Consider the following 14,238-nt stretch of genomic DNA (forward strand, 5'->3'; position numbering starts at 1 on the left):
GCCTATAGGCCGATGTTTCAACGATCTTTACCTATCCGTGGCGCTAGCATGGGTACATGCCTAATAGCTCCGCATCTCTCGCCTCCGCCGCAGATCTTGAATTTCTTCCCGATGAGCTGGGCGAAGGCTTCGGCCAATGCTTCCTCGAGTTGGGCGACGACCCAGATGGCGAGTCCCCCATTCGTTGCACCCTGGTGCGTTACTGCCCGGATGCGCCCGACGAATCCTTTTTCTCTCGCCCCGCCATGCTTTTTGTCCATGGAATGACGGACTATTTCTTTCAGGATCACGTAGCCCGCCATTTCCACGACTCCGGCTTTGCTGTCTATGGCCTGGATCTGCGCAAGTGCGGTCGTTCCTGGCGGGAGGGGCAGACTTGGCACCATGTCAGCGATCAGTCGCTCTACGACGTGGATCTCTCCACCGCCACGTCCCTCCTCGCCGCCGCCCACACCGCGGTCGTTCCTGTTGGGCATTCGACCGGCGGGTTGGATGTGACGATGTGGGCTCATCGCCTTTTTGACGCCGGTTCCCCCCTCCACAATTCCATCGCCGCCATCGTTTTGAACTCGCCATGGTTTGGCCTGCAGTTCAACCCGGCTGTTCGCTTCATTATCAACCGCGTGCTGCCGGTCGTCCACAAGCTGAAGCCGAACATGCTGCTACCCGGCGGGATCAACCCGACTTACGGCCGCTCCCTGCACGTCACCGAGGCCGGTGAGTGGAATTACAACCTGCGACTCAAGCCCTTGGAGCCCCGCCCGAAGTATCTGCAGTGGCTCCTGGGCGTGGCCCGGGAGATCCGCCGCCTCCACTCCGGCAAGGGCGACACGGGCGTGCCCACGCTGCTTTTGACCAGCCACACCCATCACTTCTCCAAGAAGCTGTCCCGCGAGTCCTACAACGCCGACCTCATCCTCATGCCGAGCCAGATGTGGCAGCAGGCCTCCAACGCTTCTTCCCTGTCCACCACCATCGTCATCGAGGGCGCACTGCACGACGTGTTCCTCTCCCGCCCCAAGATCCGCTCTAAGGCGTTCGCCGCCACCGACGAGTGGCTTAGCGACGTCTTCAACGAAAGGAAGGTTCACCGTGCCTGATTTCGACCTCATCATTGTCGGCACTGGCTCCGGCAACTCCCTGCCCAGCCCCGCCAACGAGCATCAAAAGATCGCCATCGTGGAGAAAGGTACCTTCGGTGGCACCTGCATCAACGTGGGCTGTATCCCGACCAAGATGTTTGTGCACACCGCCGACGTCGCCCGCAGCTTCTCCGAGGCCTCCCGCCTGAGCCTCACCGGCGAGCTCCAGCACGTCGACTGGGAGGACATCCAGCGCCGCGTCTTCGCCGACCGCATCGATCCCATCAGCGAGAGCGGCGCTGCCTACCGTGCGGGCGACGAAACCCCGAACATCACCCTGTTTGAAGGCACCGCCCGCTTCGTTGGCCCCCGCACCCTGCAAATCGGCGACGGCCCCACCATCACCGGCGCCAACATCGTGCTGGCTACCGGCGGCCGCCCGCGCATCCACCCCGTCCTCGCCGACGTGCGCTACCGCACCAACGAGGACATCATGCGCCTCGATGAACTGCCCGAGTCCCTTATCGTCGTCGGCGGTGGCATTGTCGCCGTGGAGTTCGCGGCCATGTTCTCTGGCCTTGGCACGCAGGTTACGCTCATCAATCGCTCGGAGAAGCTGTTGCGGAAGCTGGACGCCGACGTCTCCGAAGCCTTCACCACCCAAGCCAAGCAACAGTGGACCAACCACCTGGGGCGTACCATCACCGCCGCCGAGGAAACAGCCGGTGGCCAAATTTCCCTCACCCTCGACGACGGAACCACCGTCACCGGCCAGGAGGTCCTGGTCGCAATGGGGCGGGTCAACAATTCGGACACGTTGGACTGCGAAACGGGTGGCGTCAAGACCCGAGAAGACGGCCTAATCAAGGTCGACGAATACGGCCGCACCAGCGCCGACGGCGTGTGGGCGCTGGGCGATGCGTGCAATGACTTTGAGCTCAAGCACGTCGCCAACGCGGAGGCACGCGTGGTGGCGCACAACCTAGCTCACCCCGATGACCTGCGGAAATTCAACCACGACGTGGTACCCAGTGGCGTGTTCACTCACCCGCAGATCGGCGTGGTGGGCATGACCGAACAGGAGGCCCGCGAGACGGGCCGCCCCATTACTGTGAAGATCCAGAAATACGGAGATGTGGCCTACGGCTGGGCGATGGAAGACACCACCGGATTCTGCAAAGTCATTGCCGACCGCAACACCGGCGAGATTCTCGGCGCGCACATTATCGGCCCGGAGGCAAGCTCGCTGATCCAGAGCTTCGTCACCGCCATGACCTTTGGGATTAATGCCCGGGATTTCGCCGAAAAGCAGTATTGGCCCCACCCTGCTCTGACAGAATTGGTCGAGAACGCCCTGCTGGGGTTAGATATCGAAAACTAACAAAGGAGCTTTTCGCCATGTTTGCAGTAGTTACCGGAGCAGCCTCAGGTATCGGCCGGGAGGTGGCACTGCAACTGGCCGAACGTGGCTATGCAGTGGCCATCAGCGACCGCGACGCGGAAGGCCTGGCCACTACTGCCAACGACATCACCTCCCGCGGAGGCACCGTCGCCGACCAACGCACCGTGGACGTAACCGACGTGGAAGCAGTGAAAGCCTGGGCGGACGACGTGGTCTCCACTCACGGCGCCCCAGACCAGGTGCACCACGTGGCTGGCATCGCCATCTGGGGTGATGTGCGCCAGATGCCCCACGAAAAGTGGCAGCGCGTGATCGATGTGAACCTGATGGGTTCCGTGCACATGGTGGAGGCCTTCGCGCCGAAGCTCATGGAGAGCCAGCCGGTTCGACGGCGCCGCCGCGATCGCCGGAAATTCGTGTTCGTCTCCTCCGCTGCGGGCATTATCGGCCTACCATGGCACGCAGCCTACTCCGCTTCCAAGGGCGGCGTGCTGGGCATGTGCGAGGTGTTACGCTTCGACTTGGCCCCCTTCGGCGTGGATGTGCACGCCGTCGCCCCGGGCGCGGTGGACACTCCCCTGGTTCGCACCATCGACATTCACGGCGTGGATCGCTCCAAGAAGCGCATCCAGAAGGCAACCTCGCTGTTTCAGGGCCACGCGGTCACTCCCACCAAGGCTGCTCAAAAAATTTTGAAGGGCGTGGACAAAGGCAAGTACCTCATCAACACCAGCGGGGACATCCCTGTAGCCCGGTGGGCGCAAGTAAACGCCCCCTGGGCCTACAAGGGCGTTATGAAGGCGCTTAACGCTGGGTTCCGATGGGCGTCAAAGTAAGAAGGGCAACGAGATTGAAGCGAGCAGCACGAGCGCAACAAAAGCGAGGAACGCCTTGCCCTGCCAGTGGGCGTAGTTGAAGTCCACCCCCACCCCGTGGCGCTTGTCGACCATCACGGCCGGGTCGTCCGGGTTGTGGTAAAACATGCCCCACTTGTAGTGCTCGTCGTTGTCCCGGCCCTCGCCGCTCGTGTTCGCTAGCGCGGACTGTTTCCTCGCCAGCGCCACGACCATGGCCAGACAAACCGCAAACACGAGCACGAGCGAACCGATTATGGCCGGAGCCACCCAGTCCGTGTGCAGCACGGTCACAACCTGCAGGCTAGCGAACATGATGGCCCCCGCAACGTTCATCACCGCCAGCCACATCGCCGTATGACGCCGAATGATCTTCTGCGAGACCTTCCCCCGCAGCGACGTATCAGCTCGGGCCGGCACGCTAACGCGCAACAATGCGACCGTAATCAGCGCAAAAAGCAGCACCATTCCCACACCAAAGAACGTCGGGAAGAACACCGAACCCACAGACTTGTTATCCCAACTACCTGGTTCGAAGCCACTGCCGAAGTGAGTGGCGAAGCGCTCCGGAATATCACCCCACCGCGCGGCCACGTACCCGGCCGCGACGGCAAGCACAGCCAGCGCTGCCCAGGTGAAGGCCCATGCACGTTGCGGGAGTGTGTCCTCTGCCGGCGTGATCTCCCCGGCCACGACCGTGCGCACGCCGTCGAACCAGCCTTCCCGCTGCTTGGCCTCGCGTATTGGCCGCCCAGCCTGGTTGAGATTCCACATGAAGAAGCCCACCGGTACGAGGGTCAGCATTGCGCCAACCACTGGCACCACAGCGGCCGGTATCGCCAGCAGCGCAGAGGCCACAGTCGCCGCAACCTGGCGTTTAAAGAACGTACCCTCTTGTCTCCTCACCACATCGTCGCCCCGATGATCCTCCGGCACGCGCACGCCCAACCGAACACCCGGCGACGACAGCTTCGGCGTATATAGCAGGATCAGCCCTACAAGCAGCGCTGTTACGCAGAACACTCCTGCAAGGAATGGATCGAATGCAATCATGATGGTTCTCCTATTCCCACTTCACCGCGAGGTCTTCAACCGTCGCGCAAATGTCATCTGTCTTGAAGCCTTGAGCGAGCGCCCGCCGCACCGTGGCTCGGAGGTCCTCGCGCAGCTGTTCACGCTGCTGTGCACTAGGCCGCTTAGGCCGCGCAATCACGGAGCCCGATCGCGCCGCCGTGCGCACTAGCCCGTCTTCTTGTAGCTGGTCGTATGCCTTCTTCACTGTTGCGGGATTGACGCCATATTCCACCGCCAACCTCCTCACCGAAGGCAAGGGTTGTCCGTCTTGCAGTTCGCCGGAGATAATCCCCGCCACGATTCCGTCGTGGATCTGTTGAGCGATCGGCACAGGCGAGTCGGGCTCCACGATGAGATACATGGGACGAAAACCTCCTTCAGAATCTGTATCAGAGATAGTAACACAAACTGTATTACTATGAGCAACACAAAAAGATCTCTATGCCTGCTGTTCGATTTTTCTAGCTTCTACGCAAGGGGGTTGTCCGAGGCGGTTTATATAATGCTCGCACAAGCCAAGAGAATTCTTTGGCTACACCACAAAACCACCTCCGAACAGGCAAAAGAGGAAAGACCATGTTCGAGCATTCCACCGCCGCACCCTGCTGGCGCATCACCGACCCAAACGATCCACTAAGCGCCGCCGCATGCGAAGTAAACCGCGGGCACGTGAACCTCGCCGTGGCCTGTACGCCCGAGATGAACGCGTGCGTCATCGACGTATCCACCCGCCTGGCCGTGCGTCTGGGGCTAACGGAGTACCGCGCGCTAACACTGGTAGAAATCGGCCATATGTTCCGTCGCTTCCCTAGCATCCTCGAGCTGGCCCGCACCGGCGCTTACTCTCTTGACCTGCTGCGATGCATGGCCGAGTGCCTCAGCCCCGTCAAAGCAGACGTCCCCGAGATCTTCGAGGAAAAAATTTTTAAGGCGATCTCCCCGACCATCCCGAACCAAGCCATGCTGGCCAGAGCAACCATCCGCAGCCGCATCGAGAATGTGATTCGCAAGCACGATCCCCAGGCTCTGCCGGAGGAGCCGAAGGATACGGATGCCGGTTCCTCCGCACACCTGGACATCGACGATCGCCCCGATACCACCACTGTTTTCTTCTTGACGCTACCTAAGCTCGAGGGGCTGGAGGTGCTCAAAGCGGTCAACAGCGTGGCCAAGAGCAATTCCTGTTCCCGCGCCGAGGCGCTGATGAGGCTCGTGCGCAGGCAGACCACGGCGGAGGTGACGCTAAACCTGTACCGCAGTGTGGACGAACCGGACTCACAGATCTGGGCTGCAGGGGGCTGGCTCAGCTCGCTGGCCACGCCGGAGTGGATGAAGCGGGTGACGCACGTCCAGATCCCGGGTACTGCGAGCAACGAGGGCTACTCCCCCACACCCCTGGTGCGGGCCAGCGTGGAGGGACGCGACGGGACGTGCCGCTTCCCAGGATGTTCGGTACCCGCGCACAAGTGCCAGTTGGATCACGTGCAGCGCTACGACCATGAAAACCCGCAGGCAGGAGGTCCTACCGCCACCGCAAACCTCCACTGCCTTTGCACCAAGCACCACAATGCGAAAACGACTGGCACCTGGGACGTCACCATCCACCCGAACGGCAACGAAACCTGGACCAGCCACGGCGACGGGCACACCGTCATGACGGCACCCAACGGGCCGCTGGGGCGGGAAACCTTCGCCCAGCGCGCAGCGAACCGCAGGAGGGTTGCCTAACGCGGCTCGTCTACTGGGACTCCCATGACGTCCAGCGCCGTGGCCAGGCCATCGTAGTTGGTGACCAGCATGACGAACGCGACCTGCTCGCGCTCGCTCAGCAGACCCCGCAGCCGCTGGGCCATGTCGGCGGAAAGCCCGCGGTCGCGGACGAGCTGCTCGGCGGCGTCCAGCAGGGTCCCGTGGCGGCCGGTGCGGCCGTGTTCGGGCTGGAACAGGGCGTCAATATCCTTGACCCCAACCTTTGCAGCGAGGGCTCGGTGCTGGTCGGCTTCGTAAGCGCTGCCGCGCAGGTAGGCGACGCGCAGGATGATCATTTCGGTTTCGACGCGCGAAAGGTAACCAAAGGGCATCATCGACCCGCCGTAAAGCAGCCAGAAGAAGAACAGGCGCGGGGCGCGGCCGATGGTGGCGAACACTCCGAGGTTCTTCTTCTTGGTCACGCGGGCGCCCACGCGCGTGGCGAAGGCACCGAACGGACCGAGGCGGCGAAGGTGCTGTTTACGTGCAACGGGGCCGGGGCCCAGCGGTGTAGTTTTGTCTCCCATACTTTTGGGAGGTTAGTCGGTCGAGCTAATCCTCGCTGGGAATTGTCAGAACCTCGTAGCCGTCTTCGGTGACGACCAGGGTGTGCTCGAACTGAGCGGTCCACTGGCGATCCTTGGTCTGGACGGTCCAGTCGTCGTCCCACACCTCGTATTCCAGCCCGCCGAGGTTGATCATCGGCTCGATGGTCAGGGTCATGCCCGGCTCGAGCAGGTCGGTGTACATGGTCGGGCGGTCGTAGTGCAGCACGACCAGGCCGTTGTGGAAGGTTGGGCCAACGCCGTGGCCGGTGAAGTCCTCCACGACGTTGTAGCCGAAGCGCTTGGCGTAGCTTTCGATCACGCGGCCGATGACGTTGATCTGCCGACCGGGCTTCACGGCCTTAATGCCGCGCCACATCGCCTTTTCGGTGCGTTCGACGAGCAGGCGGTGCTCCTCGGAAACGTCGCCAGCCAGGAAGGTCGCGTTGGTGTCGCCGTGCACGCCGTTCTTGTAGGCGGTGATGTCGATGTTGACGATGTCGCCGTCCTGGATCACGGTGCTGTCGGGGATGCCGTGGCAGATGATCTCGTTGAGGCTCACGCAGCTGGACTTCGGGAAGTGCCGGTAGCCAAGCGTGGAGGGGTAAGCGCCGTGGTCGCACATGTACTCGTGCGCCACGCGGTCGACCTCATCGGTAGTCACGCCGGGGGCAACGGCAGCGCCTGCAGCCTGCAACGCATCGGCGGCGATGCGGCTGGCTCCGCGCATCTTCTCGATGGTCTCGGGAGTCTGCACCCACGGCTCGCCCACGTTCTCCTGCACGCTGTCCTTCCAGGCGTACTCCGGCCTTTCGATGTGGGCTGGGACGGAGCGGATGGGCGTGGGATTACCGGGGGTCAATGGTGCTCGAGTCATGGGTCCCTATCTTACTCTTGACGCCCTTCCGCCTCCGCGGCCGGGCCATCCAGGTTCTTGAAGAAGTCGGCGGTCACGGAAGTAGCGTGCTCGGAGCCGCCGCCAAGGACAATGAGGGTGGCAAAGGCCAGGTCTCCGCGGTATCCGGCGAGCCAGCTGTGGGAGCCCTCGTTGATCTCGGCCTCACCGGTCTTGGCATAGACCTCGCCGGCGCCGGCCACTCCGGAGCCAGAGCCGCTGGTGACCACGGCACGCATCATGCGGCGTAGTTCTTGGATGGCTTTCGGGTCCAGCTTCTTCTTGGCGTCCTTCTTGGCCTCGTCGTTCTTGGCTTCCGTGTGATGGTTCTCGCCAGCGATGAGGTAAGGAGTGGGCGCCTTGCCGGCTGCCACGCTGGAGGCAACCATGGCCATGCCGAAAGGGCTGGCGAGGTCGAGGCCCTGGCCATAGCCCGCCTCGGTGCGGTCAAGCATCTTCTCGCCATCGGGCACGGAGCCGGTGATGGTCTCCAGCCCCTCGATGTCGTAGTCGGCGCCCAGGCCGAACTGCGCGGAGATGTCCTTCAGTTCGCCCGGCTTCAGCTTGGTCGAGATATCCGCGAAGGTGGTGTTACAGGACTTAGCGAAGGCATTCTCCAGCGGAGTGCTGCCCAGCGAGAAGCCGTTGTAGTTGGTGACGATGCGCCCGCCGATGTCCTGGGTGCCGGGGCAGCCGACGATCGAATCCGGGGAGAGCCCCTGCTTCTGCAGGCCCGCGTACGCGGTGAGCATCTTGAACGTCGAGCCCGGCGGGTACTGGCCCATCAGGGCAACATCGCCGTCTTCGTCGGCTTTCTCCGATTGGGCGACCGCCAGCACTTCGCCGGTCGATGGGCGCATGACCACCATCATGGTCTTGGCGTCGGCACGGGTGTCCACGGCCTTCTGGGCGGCATCCTGCACCTTGCGGGAAAGGGATACGCGCACACTTGGGGAAGACTTCGGATCTTCGCCGCCGACCTTGGCTACTTCGTTGCCCTCGCTGGTCGCGGCGACGACCTTCCAGCCAGCCTCGCCCTGCAGATCCTTCTCCACGACACCCCGGACGCGCGCCATGATGTCGGGGGCGAAGGAGGGATCGGGGCGCACGAGGGCGGGTTCCTCGTTGAGGCGTACTCCTTCAACGTTGCCGAGCGCGCCCTGCAGGCGCTTGCCCTGGGCCTGGTTGACGGTCAGGACGGAGTACTCCCCGTCCACATCGGCAGCCTCCTTGGCCTTTTCTACCGGGTCGATGCGGGGCACGGACTTATCGGCGCCCCGCAGCGAGTCCAGCTCGCCGGCGATGCGCTGCATGGCGCTCTGGACGCTGGAGACCTCATTCGGATCGACGAGGATCCGATACTGGGTACCCGGCTCCAGCAGCACCGCGCCATCGGATCCCACCACGTTGGCGACGGTGGCGGGAACGCTGCGCAGCTCCAGGTGCTGGTTGGCACCCAGCTCCGGGTGCAATACCGCAGGCTGCCAGCGCACGGACCAGTCGTCGCCGGTGCGGGTGAGGTTCATCGAGGAGTCATAGGAAAACTCGCGCCCGCCCGGCAGGTCCCAGCGCATCGAATACTGCGCGGTGGCCTGGTTGTCCTGGGTGTTGACGTTTTTCAGTTCCGTCTGCAGGCCCTCGGCCTGCAGAGACTCCCAAGCCTTCGCGATGGCCTGGGTTGCCTTGTCAGGGTTATCGGTCTCCCCTCCGGCCTGCGAGGCTTCGCCCGGATTGGACAGGGCGGCGAGGAAGGCCTGGGCGGCGTCATCAGCAACATCGGGTTTCGGCGTACAAGCCGCAGCGCCCAGCACAAGGCCAGCCGTCGTGACGGCCGCGGTGATGCTCCGGCGAGGGGTCCAAGAGGTGGTGCGCATAGGCACAGAGAGTAACAGGGTTAATCGATGATTCCGCGTTCCCTCGCCACGGCGACGGCAGCTGTTCTGTTTTTCACATTCAGCTTGGAGAAAACGTGCGCCATGTGGGACTTCACGGTCGCCTCGGTCAAGATGAGCTCCTTTGCGATCGCCCGATTGGACTTGCCTTGGCTGGCGAGCACAAGCACCTCCTGCTCGCGGTTGGTTAGCGACTCGAAGGGGTTGGCCAGCCGGCCGCGGAGTTTGCCCATGATGTTCTTGTTCATCACCGTCTGCCCGCGAGCAGCCTGGCGGATGCCCTCGGCCAACTCGTCGGGGGCGCAGTCCTTGAGCAGGTAACCCACCGCGCCGGCGGAGATGGCGCCGAGGACATCGCTGTCGGTGGAATAGTTTGTCAGTATCAGCACCTGCGGGGCGGGCTTGCGCTTGCGGATCGCGCGGGTGGCACGCACTCCCCCGGACTCTGCGCCCTCGCTGCTGGGGCTTTCTCCGAAGCGCAGATCCATGAGCACCACGTCGGGCTGTTCCTCAGCGCAGATGGCGACGGCGCGGTCGGGGTCGCCGACAGAAGCCACGATCTCCACGTCGCCCGTTCCGCGGAGCATCGCCTCGATCCCGGCGCGGACCACGGGATGATCGTCGCAGATCAGGACACGTAGCTGGTCTGGCACTGTTCAAACTCCTAACGAATCGGCACCTGGATGGATACACCACAGCCGGCGCCCGGCGAGCTTTCCACGTGCATGGTCGCGCCAATAAGGTTGGCGCGACGCCGCACGCCCGCCAAGCCAACCGGCGACAGGCTCATCTTGTCTGCGGCGATCTTGCTGACTAGTTCTTCGTCCATTCCTCGGCCGTTGTCCACGACATCGAGGCTGAGCAGGTCGCTCTGGTAGGTCAGGGTGACCCGGGCGCGCGTGGCCTCCGAGTGCTTCACCACGTTAGAGACGAGGGACTGCGCAATGCGGGTGAGCTCCTGCTCCACTTTCTCGTCCAGGTCGTAGGGCTCACCCTCGACCTCGAAGCTCAAGGCCTCGCCCAGCGGGGTGCCGGAGCTTACGCGCGCCAGGGCGATTGGCAGGTCGCCGCCGACCAGCGGCCCGGGCTGCAGCGCGGCGATGATGCGCCGGGTTTCGGCCAGGTTGTCCTCGGCGGTGGTGCGGGCAAGACGCAGGTCCTCCAGAACCTCCGGATCTTCCACCCGGTTCTCTACGGCCTGCAGGATCATGTGGATGGAGCTTAGCCCCTGCGCGATGGTGTCGTGGATCTCCCCGGCCAGGCGCGTGCGCTCGCCCATTTCGCCTGCGTGTCGGCTGGCTGTCTCGCGGGCGCTGGCCTCGTCACGCAGCTCCTTGAAGCCCACGCCGACGACGGTGGCGACCACTGCGGCGACGATCGGCCCCAGTGCCTCGCCGCCCTGATAGACCGACAGGGTGGTCACCACTGCGTTGCACGCGATCGCCGGCCACAGTGGCAGTACGCCGACGCATAGGAAGAACAGCGCGAATGCCATGAAAACGGCGCTCGGAGCCACCAGCAGCAGGCACGCCCAGGTGGCGATGACCAACGTCAGCCACAGCCAGGTGGGGCGCAGCCACAGGCCCATAACGTAGATGAAGCACAAGGCCACCGCGTTCCACGACCAGCCGTCCCTGATGATGACCACGGCCATCAGCAGAGCCATCAGCAGGTGGAGCCCCATACCCAGGTAAGCCCAGGCACGGTTCAGCGCAACGACTTTGTTCGACTTGGCTTTTTGTATCATGATCGCCACCAAGTCTAGTGGCCGAAAGGTGCTATCCGCCTCCGCCAAAAGTATGAGGCAAAGACTACTCCTTAGCCCGATGTGTTCCTTCTATAACGCGCGAAGAATAAGAACCATGCTAAGTAATAAGTCGTTAGCCCCGGTCCGGGGATTCATGTTTCAGGGGATCCGCGAGCTGCGCGTATCCCGTGGCAAGACGGCGCTCATCATCACCACCGTCCTGCTCATCACCGCAATGGTCACGCTCCTGAGCTCCCTGTCGGCAGGCCTGAGCTACCAGTCCGCCTCCGCCTTGGAGCACAAGGTCGGCAACGATCGCCAGCTCGTGCTGAACGATTCCGGCGGCACTGTGAACTTGAGTACTGGTTCTCTTACTGACGCCCAAGTTAGCGAGGTCAAGAGCCGTGGCGGAGAGGTCGTCACAATGGCCCGCTCGAAGGATGAGGAGGGTCAGGCCTTCATCGCAATGTCCGACAACGGCCACAAGCCCAGCGAGGACCTCTACCTCGAGCACCAGCCCATCCACTGGATGAGCACCGGCGAGGTGGAGAACTTGCCCGGAGCCTCCACCTTCGGCGTGGTTGCCGAAGATGCCGAGCCGATCGACGGCGCAGTCATGCTGCAGGGCAAGGACGCCCTGGAGGCCAGTGCCTCCTACAAGGGCGAGCAGTCCTCCCTGAACCTCATGATCGTCCTACTCTACGTAATCTCCGCCCTGGTGCTGGGTGCGTTCTTCACCGTGTGGACGATGCAGCGCCTGCGCGGCGTGGCGATCACCGTGGCGCTCGGCGGAACCCGCTCCAGCATCCTGAGCGACGCGGTCGGCCAGGCTCTGGTCGTGCTCTTCGTGGGCATCGCCGCGGGCACCCTGCTCACCGTCGGCGTCGGCGGATTCATGGAAGGCATCCCCATGGACGTCACCGCCAACACCACCCTCGTCCCGGCCGCCATCCTGCTGGCAGCTGGCCTGCTCGGCGCCGGCCTGTCCATCATCCCCGTAATGAAGGTCGATCCGCGAAAGGCAATGAACTCATGATCTACCCAGCCCTCGAAGTAAAAAACATCTCCCTCGAGATCACCGACGGAACCACCAAGCGCAACCTGCTGACGGACGTCAGCTTCAACGTGGATCCCGGCGAGGTCGTAGGCATCACCGGCCCCTCCGGTTCCGGTAAGTCCACCCTGCTGTCCATCATCGGCTGCCTGGAGACCGCCACCTCCGGCTCCGCCACCCTGCACGGCGCGGACACCCTAGAGCTCGGCACCGTCTCCGGCCGCCAGGCCGCGGAGATCCGCCGCCGCCACCTGGGCATCGTGTTCCAGCAGCCGAACCTGCTGCCGGCACTGACGGCTAAGGAACAGCTCATGGTGATGAGCCGCCTGGATAAGCCATTCGGCATCAGCGGAAAGGCGTGGCGTCAACAAGAAGAGAAGGCCGAGCGCCTACTCGAGGAAGTGGGCCTGGAAGGGCGAGAAAATGCGAAGGTCTCCGAACTCTCCGGCGGCCAGCAGGCGCGCGTGAACCTGGCGCGCGCCCTGATGAACGACCCGGCGCTGCTGCTGGTGGACGAGCCGACCGCGGCGCTGGACACCGCCAACGCGCAGCGTGTAACCGAGCTGATCGTGGATATGGCGCGCGAGCGCAACACGCCGGTGCTGTACGTCTCCCACGACCAGGAGCAGCTGGCCACGCTGGACCGCCGCATCGAACTGGTCGACGGCAAGGCCAGCGAAGTAGAGATGGCGACTACTTAGTCACCCGCACCTCGGCCTTCTGGCCCTCGACGGCCTCCAGGCCCTCCTCCTCGGCGATGCGCATAGCTTCCTCGATGAGGGTTTCCACAATCTGATCTTCCGGCACGGTCTTGATGACCTCGCCCTTGACGAAAATCTGGCCCTTACCGTTGCCGGAGGCCACGCCCAGGTCGGCATCGCGCGCCTCGCCCGGGCCATTCACCACACAGCCCATAACAGCCACGCGCAGCGGGAACTCCATGCCCTCCAGCCCCGCGGTGACCTCGTCGGCCAGCTTGTACACATCCACCTGCGCGCGACCACAGGAGGGGCAAGACACAATCTCGAGCTTGCGCGGGCGCAGGTTCAGCGACTGCAGGATCTGGTCGCCGACCTTGATCTCCTCCACCGGATCGGCGGACAGGGACACGCGGATCGTGTCGCCGATGCCCTCGGCCAGCAGGGCGCCGAAAGCCACGGAGGACTTGATGGTGCCCTGGAAAGCCGGGCCGGCCTCCGTGACACCCAGGTGCAGCGGGTAATCCGACTGGGCGGCGAGCTGGCGGTAGGCCTCCACCATCACGACCGGGTCGTTGTGCTTCACGGAGATGGCGATGTCGCCGTAGCCGTGCTCCTCGAAAAGGCTGGCCTCCCACAGCGCGGATTCGACCAGCGCCTCAGGCGTGGCCTTCCCGTACTTCTCCATGATGCGCTTATCCAGCGAACCAGCATTGACGCCAATACGGATCGGAATGCCCGCATCCCCGGCGGCCTTCGCGACCTCCTTGACCCGGCCGTCGAACTCCTTAATGTTGCCGGGGTTCACGCGCACCGCCGCGCAACCTGCGTCGATAGCGCTGAAGATGTACTTCGGCTGGAAGTGAATATCCGCGATCACCGGGATCGGGGACTTCGCGGCGATCGCCGGCAGGGCCTCGGCATCCACCGTCTTCGGGCACGCCACGCGGACGATGTCGCAGCCGGAGGCGGTCAGCTGGGCGATCTGCTGCAGCGTCGCATTAACATCGTGCGTCTTCGTGGTGGTCATCGACTGCACCGAGATCGGGTGGTCACTACCGACCCCTACCCCGCCGACCATCAGTTGGCGGGTCTTGCGCCGCGGAGCCAGCACCGGAGGCGGACCGTCGGGGATACCCAGGGAAATACCAGACATGTACGAAGACAACCTTTCAGTCGTGAATGCCGTTCAAACTCCCACCAATTCTACGCGCCGTTCGGCGGGCGCAGAGGTGGGCATCAACTA

At 63.5% G+C, this 14,238-nt stretch carries 14 protein-coding genes; 6 read left to right on the top strand and 8 right to left on the bottom strand.

Annotated elements, in window-relative coordinates:
- The first annotated feature begins 56 nt into the window (after nucleotides 1-56).
- From JQ46_RS06015 to JQ46_RS06025, 3 genes are read left to right on the top strand one after another with little or no spacing between them, the layout of a single operon-like run.
- Nucleotides 57-1,100: an alpha/beta hydrolase gene (locus JQ46_RS06015; RefSeq protein WP_034986333.1), complete on the top strand. Its 1,044-nt coding sequence runs from the start codon at nucleotides 57-59 to the stop codon at nucleotides 1,098-1,100.
- A complete protein-coding gene (gene mtr, locus JQ46_RS06020; protein ID WP_034986334.1) occupies nucleotides 1,093-2,463 on the top strand; it encodes a mycothione reductase in 1,371 nt (456 codons plus the stop codon). Before JQ46_RS06015 ends, mtr begins: the two co-directional genes overlap by 8 nt.
- Complete coding sequence (locus JQ46_RS06025; protein WP_272944695.1) at nucleotides 2,421-3,320, top strand: SDR family oxidoreductase; 900 nt, start codon at nucleotides 2,421-2,423, stop codon at nucleotides 3,318-3,320. The genes mtr and JQ46_RS06025 overlap by 43 nt, the downstream gene beginning before the upstream one ends.
- Here the strand turns inward: JQ46_RS06025 and JQ46_RS06030 are convergent.
- Together JQ46_RS06030 and JQ46_RS06035 are read right to left on the bottom strand one after the other, a co-directional pair.
- Entirely contained in the window at nucleotides 3,312-4,391 is a 1,080-nt protein-coding gene (locus JQ46_RS06030) for a DUF5808 domain-containing protein (protein WP_034986336.1), read from the bottom strand. The two genes, JQ46_RS06025 and JQ46_RS06030, sit on opposite strands and share 9 nt — an antisense overlap.
- 10 nt (nucleotides 4,392-4,401) lie before the next feature.
- Complete coding sequence (locus tag JQ46_RS06035; protein ID WP_034986337.1) at nucleotides 4,402-4,773, bottom strand: GntR family transcriptional regulator; 372 nt, start codon at nucleotides 4,771-4,773, stop codon at nucleotides 4,402-4,404.
- 215 nt (nucleotides 4,774-4,988) lie between these two features.
- Between JQ46_RS06035 and JQ46_RS06040 the strand changes: the two genes are divergently transcribed.
- Nucleotides 4,989-6,140: an HNH endonuclease signature motif containing protein gene (locus tag JQ46_RS06040; RefSeq protein WP_034986338.1), complete on the top strand. Its 1,152-nt coding sequence runs from the start codon at nucleotides 4,989-4,991 to the stop codon at nucleotides 6,138-6,140.
- Here the strand turns inward: JQ46_RS06040 and JQ46_RS06045 are convergent.
- From JQ46_RS06045 to JQ46_RS06065, 5 genes are read right to left on the bottom strand one after another with little or no spacing between them, the layout of a single operon-like run.
- Complete coding sequence (locus JQ46_RS06045) at nucleotides 6,137-6,688, bottom strand: carboxymuconolactone decarboxylase family protein (RefSeq protein WP_034986339.1); 552 nt, start codon at nucleotides 6,686-6,688, stop codon at nucleotides 6,137-6,139. The two genes, JQ46_RS06040 and JQ46_RS06045, sit on opposite strands and share 4 nt — an antisense overlap.
- Nucleotides 6,689-6,713: 25 nt before the next feature.
- On the bottom strand, nucleotides 6,714-7,583 hold the full coding sequence (gene map, locus JQ46_RS06050) for a type I methionyl aminopeptidase (protein WP_034986340.1): 870 nt from the start codon (nucleotides 7,581-7,583) through the stop codon (nucleotides 6,714-6,716).
- Between the two features lie 11 nt (nucleotides 7,584-7,594).
- Complete coding sequence (locus JQ46_RS06055; RefSeq protein WP_034986341.1) at nucleotides 7,595-9,475, bottom strand: penicillin-binding transpeptidase domain-containing protein; 1,881 nt, start codon at nucleotides 9,473-9,475, stop codon at nucleotides 7,595-7,597.
- A 20-nt stretch (nucleotides 9,476-9,495) separates the two neighbouring features.
- Nucleotides 9,496-10,146, bottom strand: a complete 651-nt coding sequence (locus JQ46_RS06060; RefSeq protein ID WP_034986342.1) for a response regulator — start codon at nucleotides 10,144-10,146, stop codon at nucleotides 9,496-9,498.
- An 11-nt stretch (nucleotides 10,147-10,157) separates the two neighbouring features.
- Nucleotides 10,158-11,240, bottom strand: coding sequence for a sensor histidine kinase (locus JQ46_RS06065; protein ID WP_080719511.1), 1,083 nt, complete (start codon nucleotides 11,238-11,240; stop codon nucleotides 10,158-10,160).
- Between the two features lie 154 nt (nucleotides 11,241-11,394).
- Here JQ46_RS06065 and JQ46_RS06070 point away from each other — a divergent pair, with 154 nt between their 5' ends.
- Nucleotides 11,395-12,276 carry an FtsX-like permease family protein gene (locus JQ46_RS06070; protein WP_034986343.1) on the top strand — a complete coding sequence of 294 codons (882 nt, stop codon included), beginning with the start codon at nucleotides 11,395-11,397 and terminating at the stop codon, nucleotides 12,274-12,276.
- Nucleotides 12,273-12,995: an ABC transporter ATP-binding protein gene (locus JQ46_RS06075; RefSeq protein ID WP_034986344.1), complete on the top strand. Its 723-nt coding sequence runs from the start codon at nucleotides 12,273-12,275 to the stop codon at nucleotides 12,993-12,995. Before JQ46_RS06070 ends, JQ46_RS06075 begins: the two co-directional genes overlap by 4 nt.
- Here JQ46_RS06075 and ispG read toward each other — a convergent pair.
- The gene (ispG, locus tag JQ46_RS06080) at nucleotides 12,988-14,148 is read right to left on the bottom strand and encodes a flavodoxin-dependent (E)-4-hydroxy-3-methylbut-2-enyl-diphosphate synthase (RefSeq protein WP_011273699.1); all 1,161 of its coding nucleotides are present in this window, start codon (nucleotides 14,146-14,148) and stop codon (nucleotides 12,988-12,990) included. The two genes, JQ46_RS06075 and ispG, sit on opposite strands and share 8 nt — an antisense overlap.
- Between the last annotated feature and the right edge of the window lie 90 nt (nucleotides 14,149-14,238).

This window comes from Corynebacterium jeikeium, assembly GCF_000738175.1.
GTDB classification, from domain to species: domain Bacteria; phylum Actinomycetota; class Actinomycetes; order Mycobacteriales; family Mycobacteriaceae; genus Corynebacterium; species Corynebacterium jeikeium_C.

Excerpts from the sequence above, each read along its gene's own strand:
- JQ46_RS06015 (WP_034986333.1), top strand. The coding sequence starts at position 57 with ATGCCTAATAGCTCCGCATCTCTCGCCTCCGCCGCAGATCTTGAATTT.
- JQ46_RS06030 (WP_034986336.1), bottom strand. The coding sequence starts at position 4,391 with ATGATTGCATTCGATCCATTCCTTGCAGGAGTGTTCTGCGTAACAGCG.
- JQ46_RS06035 (WP_034986337.1), bottom strand. The coding sequence starts at position 4,773 with ATGTATCTCATCGTGGAGCCCGACTCGCCTGTGCCGATCGCTCAACAG.
- JQ46_RS06040 (WP_034986338.1), top strand. The coding sequence starts at position 4,989 with ATGTTCGAGCATTCCACCGCCGCACCCTGCTGGCGCATCACCGACCCA.
- JQ46_RS06045 (WP_034986339.1), bottom strand. The coding sequence starts at position 6,688 with ATGGGAGACAAAACTACACCGCTGGGCCCCGGCCCCGTTGCACGTAAA.
- map (WP_034986340.1), bottom strand. The coding sequence starts at position 7,583 with ATGACTCGAGCACCATTGACCCCCGGTAATCCCACGCCCATCCGCTCC.
- JQ46_RS06055 (WP_034986341.1), bottom strand. The coding sequence starts at position 9,475 with ATGCGCACCACCTCTTGGACCCCTCGCCGGAGCATCACCGCGGCCGTC.
- JQ46_RS06065 (WP_080719511.1), bottom strand. The coding sequence starts at position 11,240 with ATGATACAAAAAGCCAAGTCGAACAAAGTCGTTGCGCTGAACCGTGCC.
- JQ46_RS06070 (WP_034986343.1), top strand. The coding sequence starts at position 11,395 with ATGTTTCAGGGGATCCGCGAGCTGCGCGTATCCCGTGGCAAGACGGCG.
- JQ46_RS06075 (WP_034986344.1), top strand. The coding sequence starts at position 12,273 with ATGATCTACCCAGCCCTCGAAGTAAAAAACATCTCCCTCGAGATCACC.
- ispG (WP_011273699.1), bottom strand. The coding sequence starts at position 14,148 with ATGTCTGGTATTTCCCTGGGTATCCCCGACGGTCCGCCTCCGGTGCTG.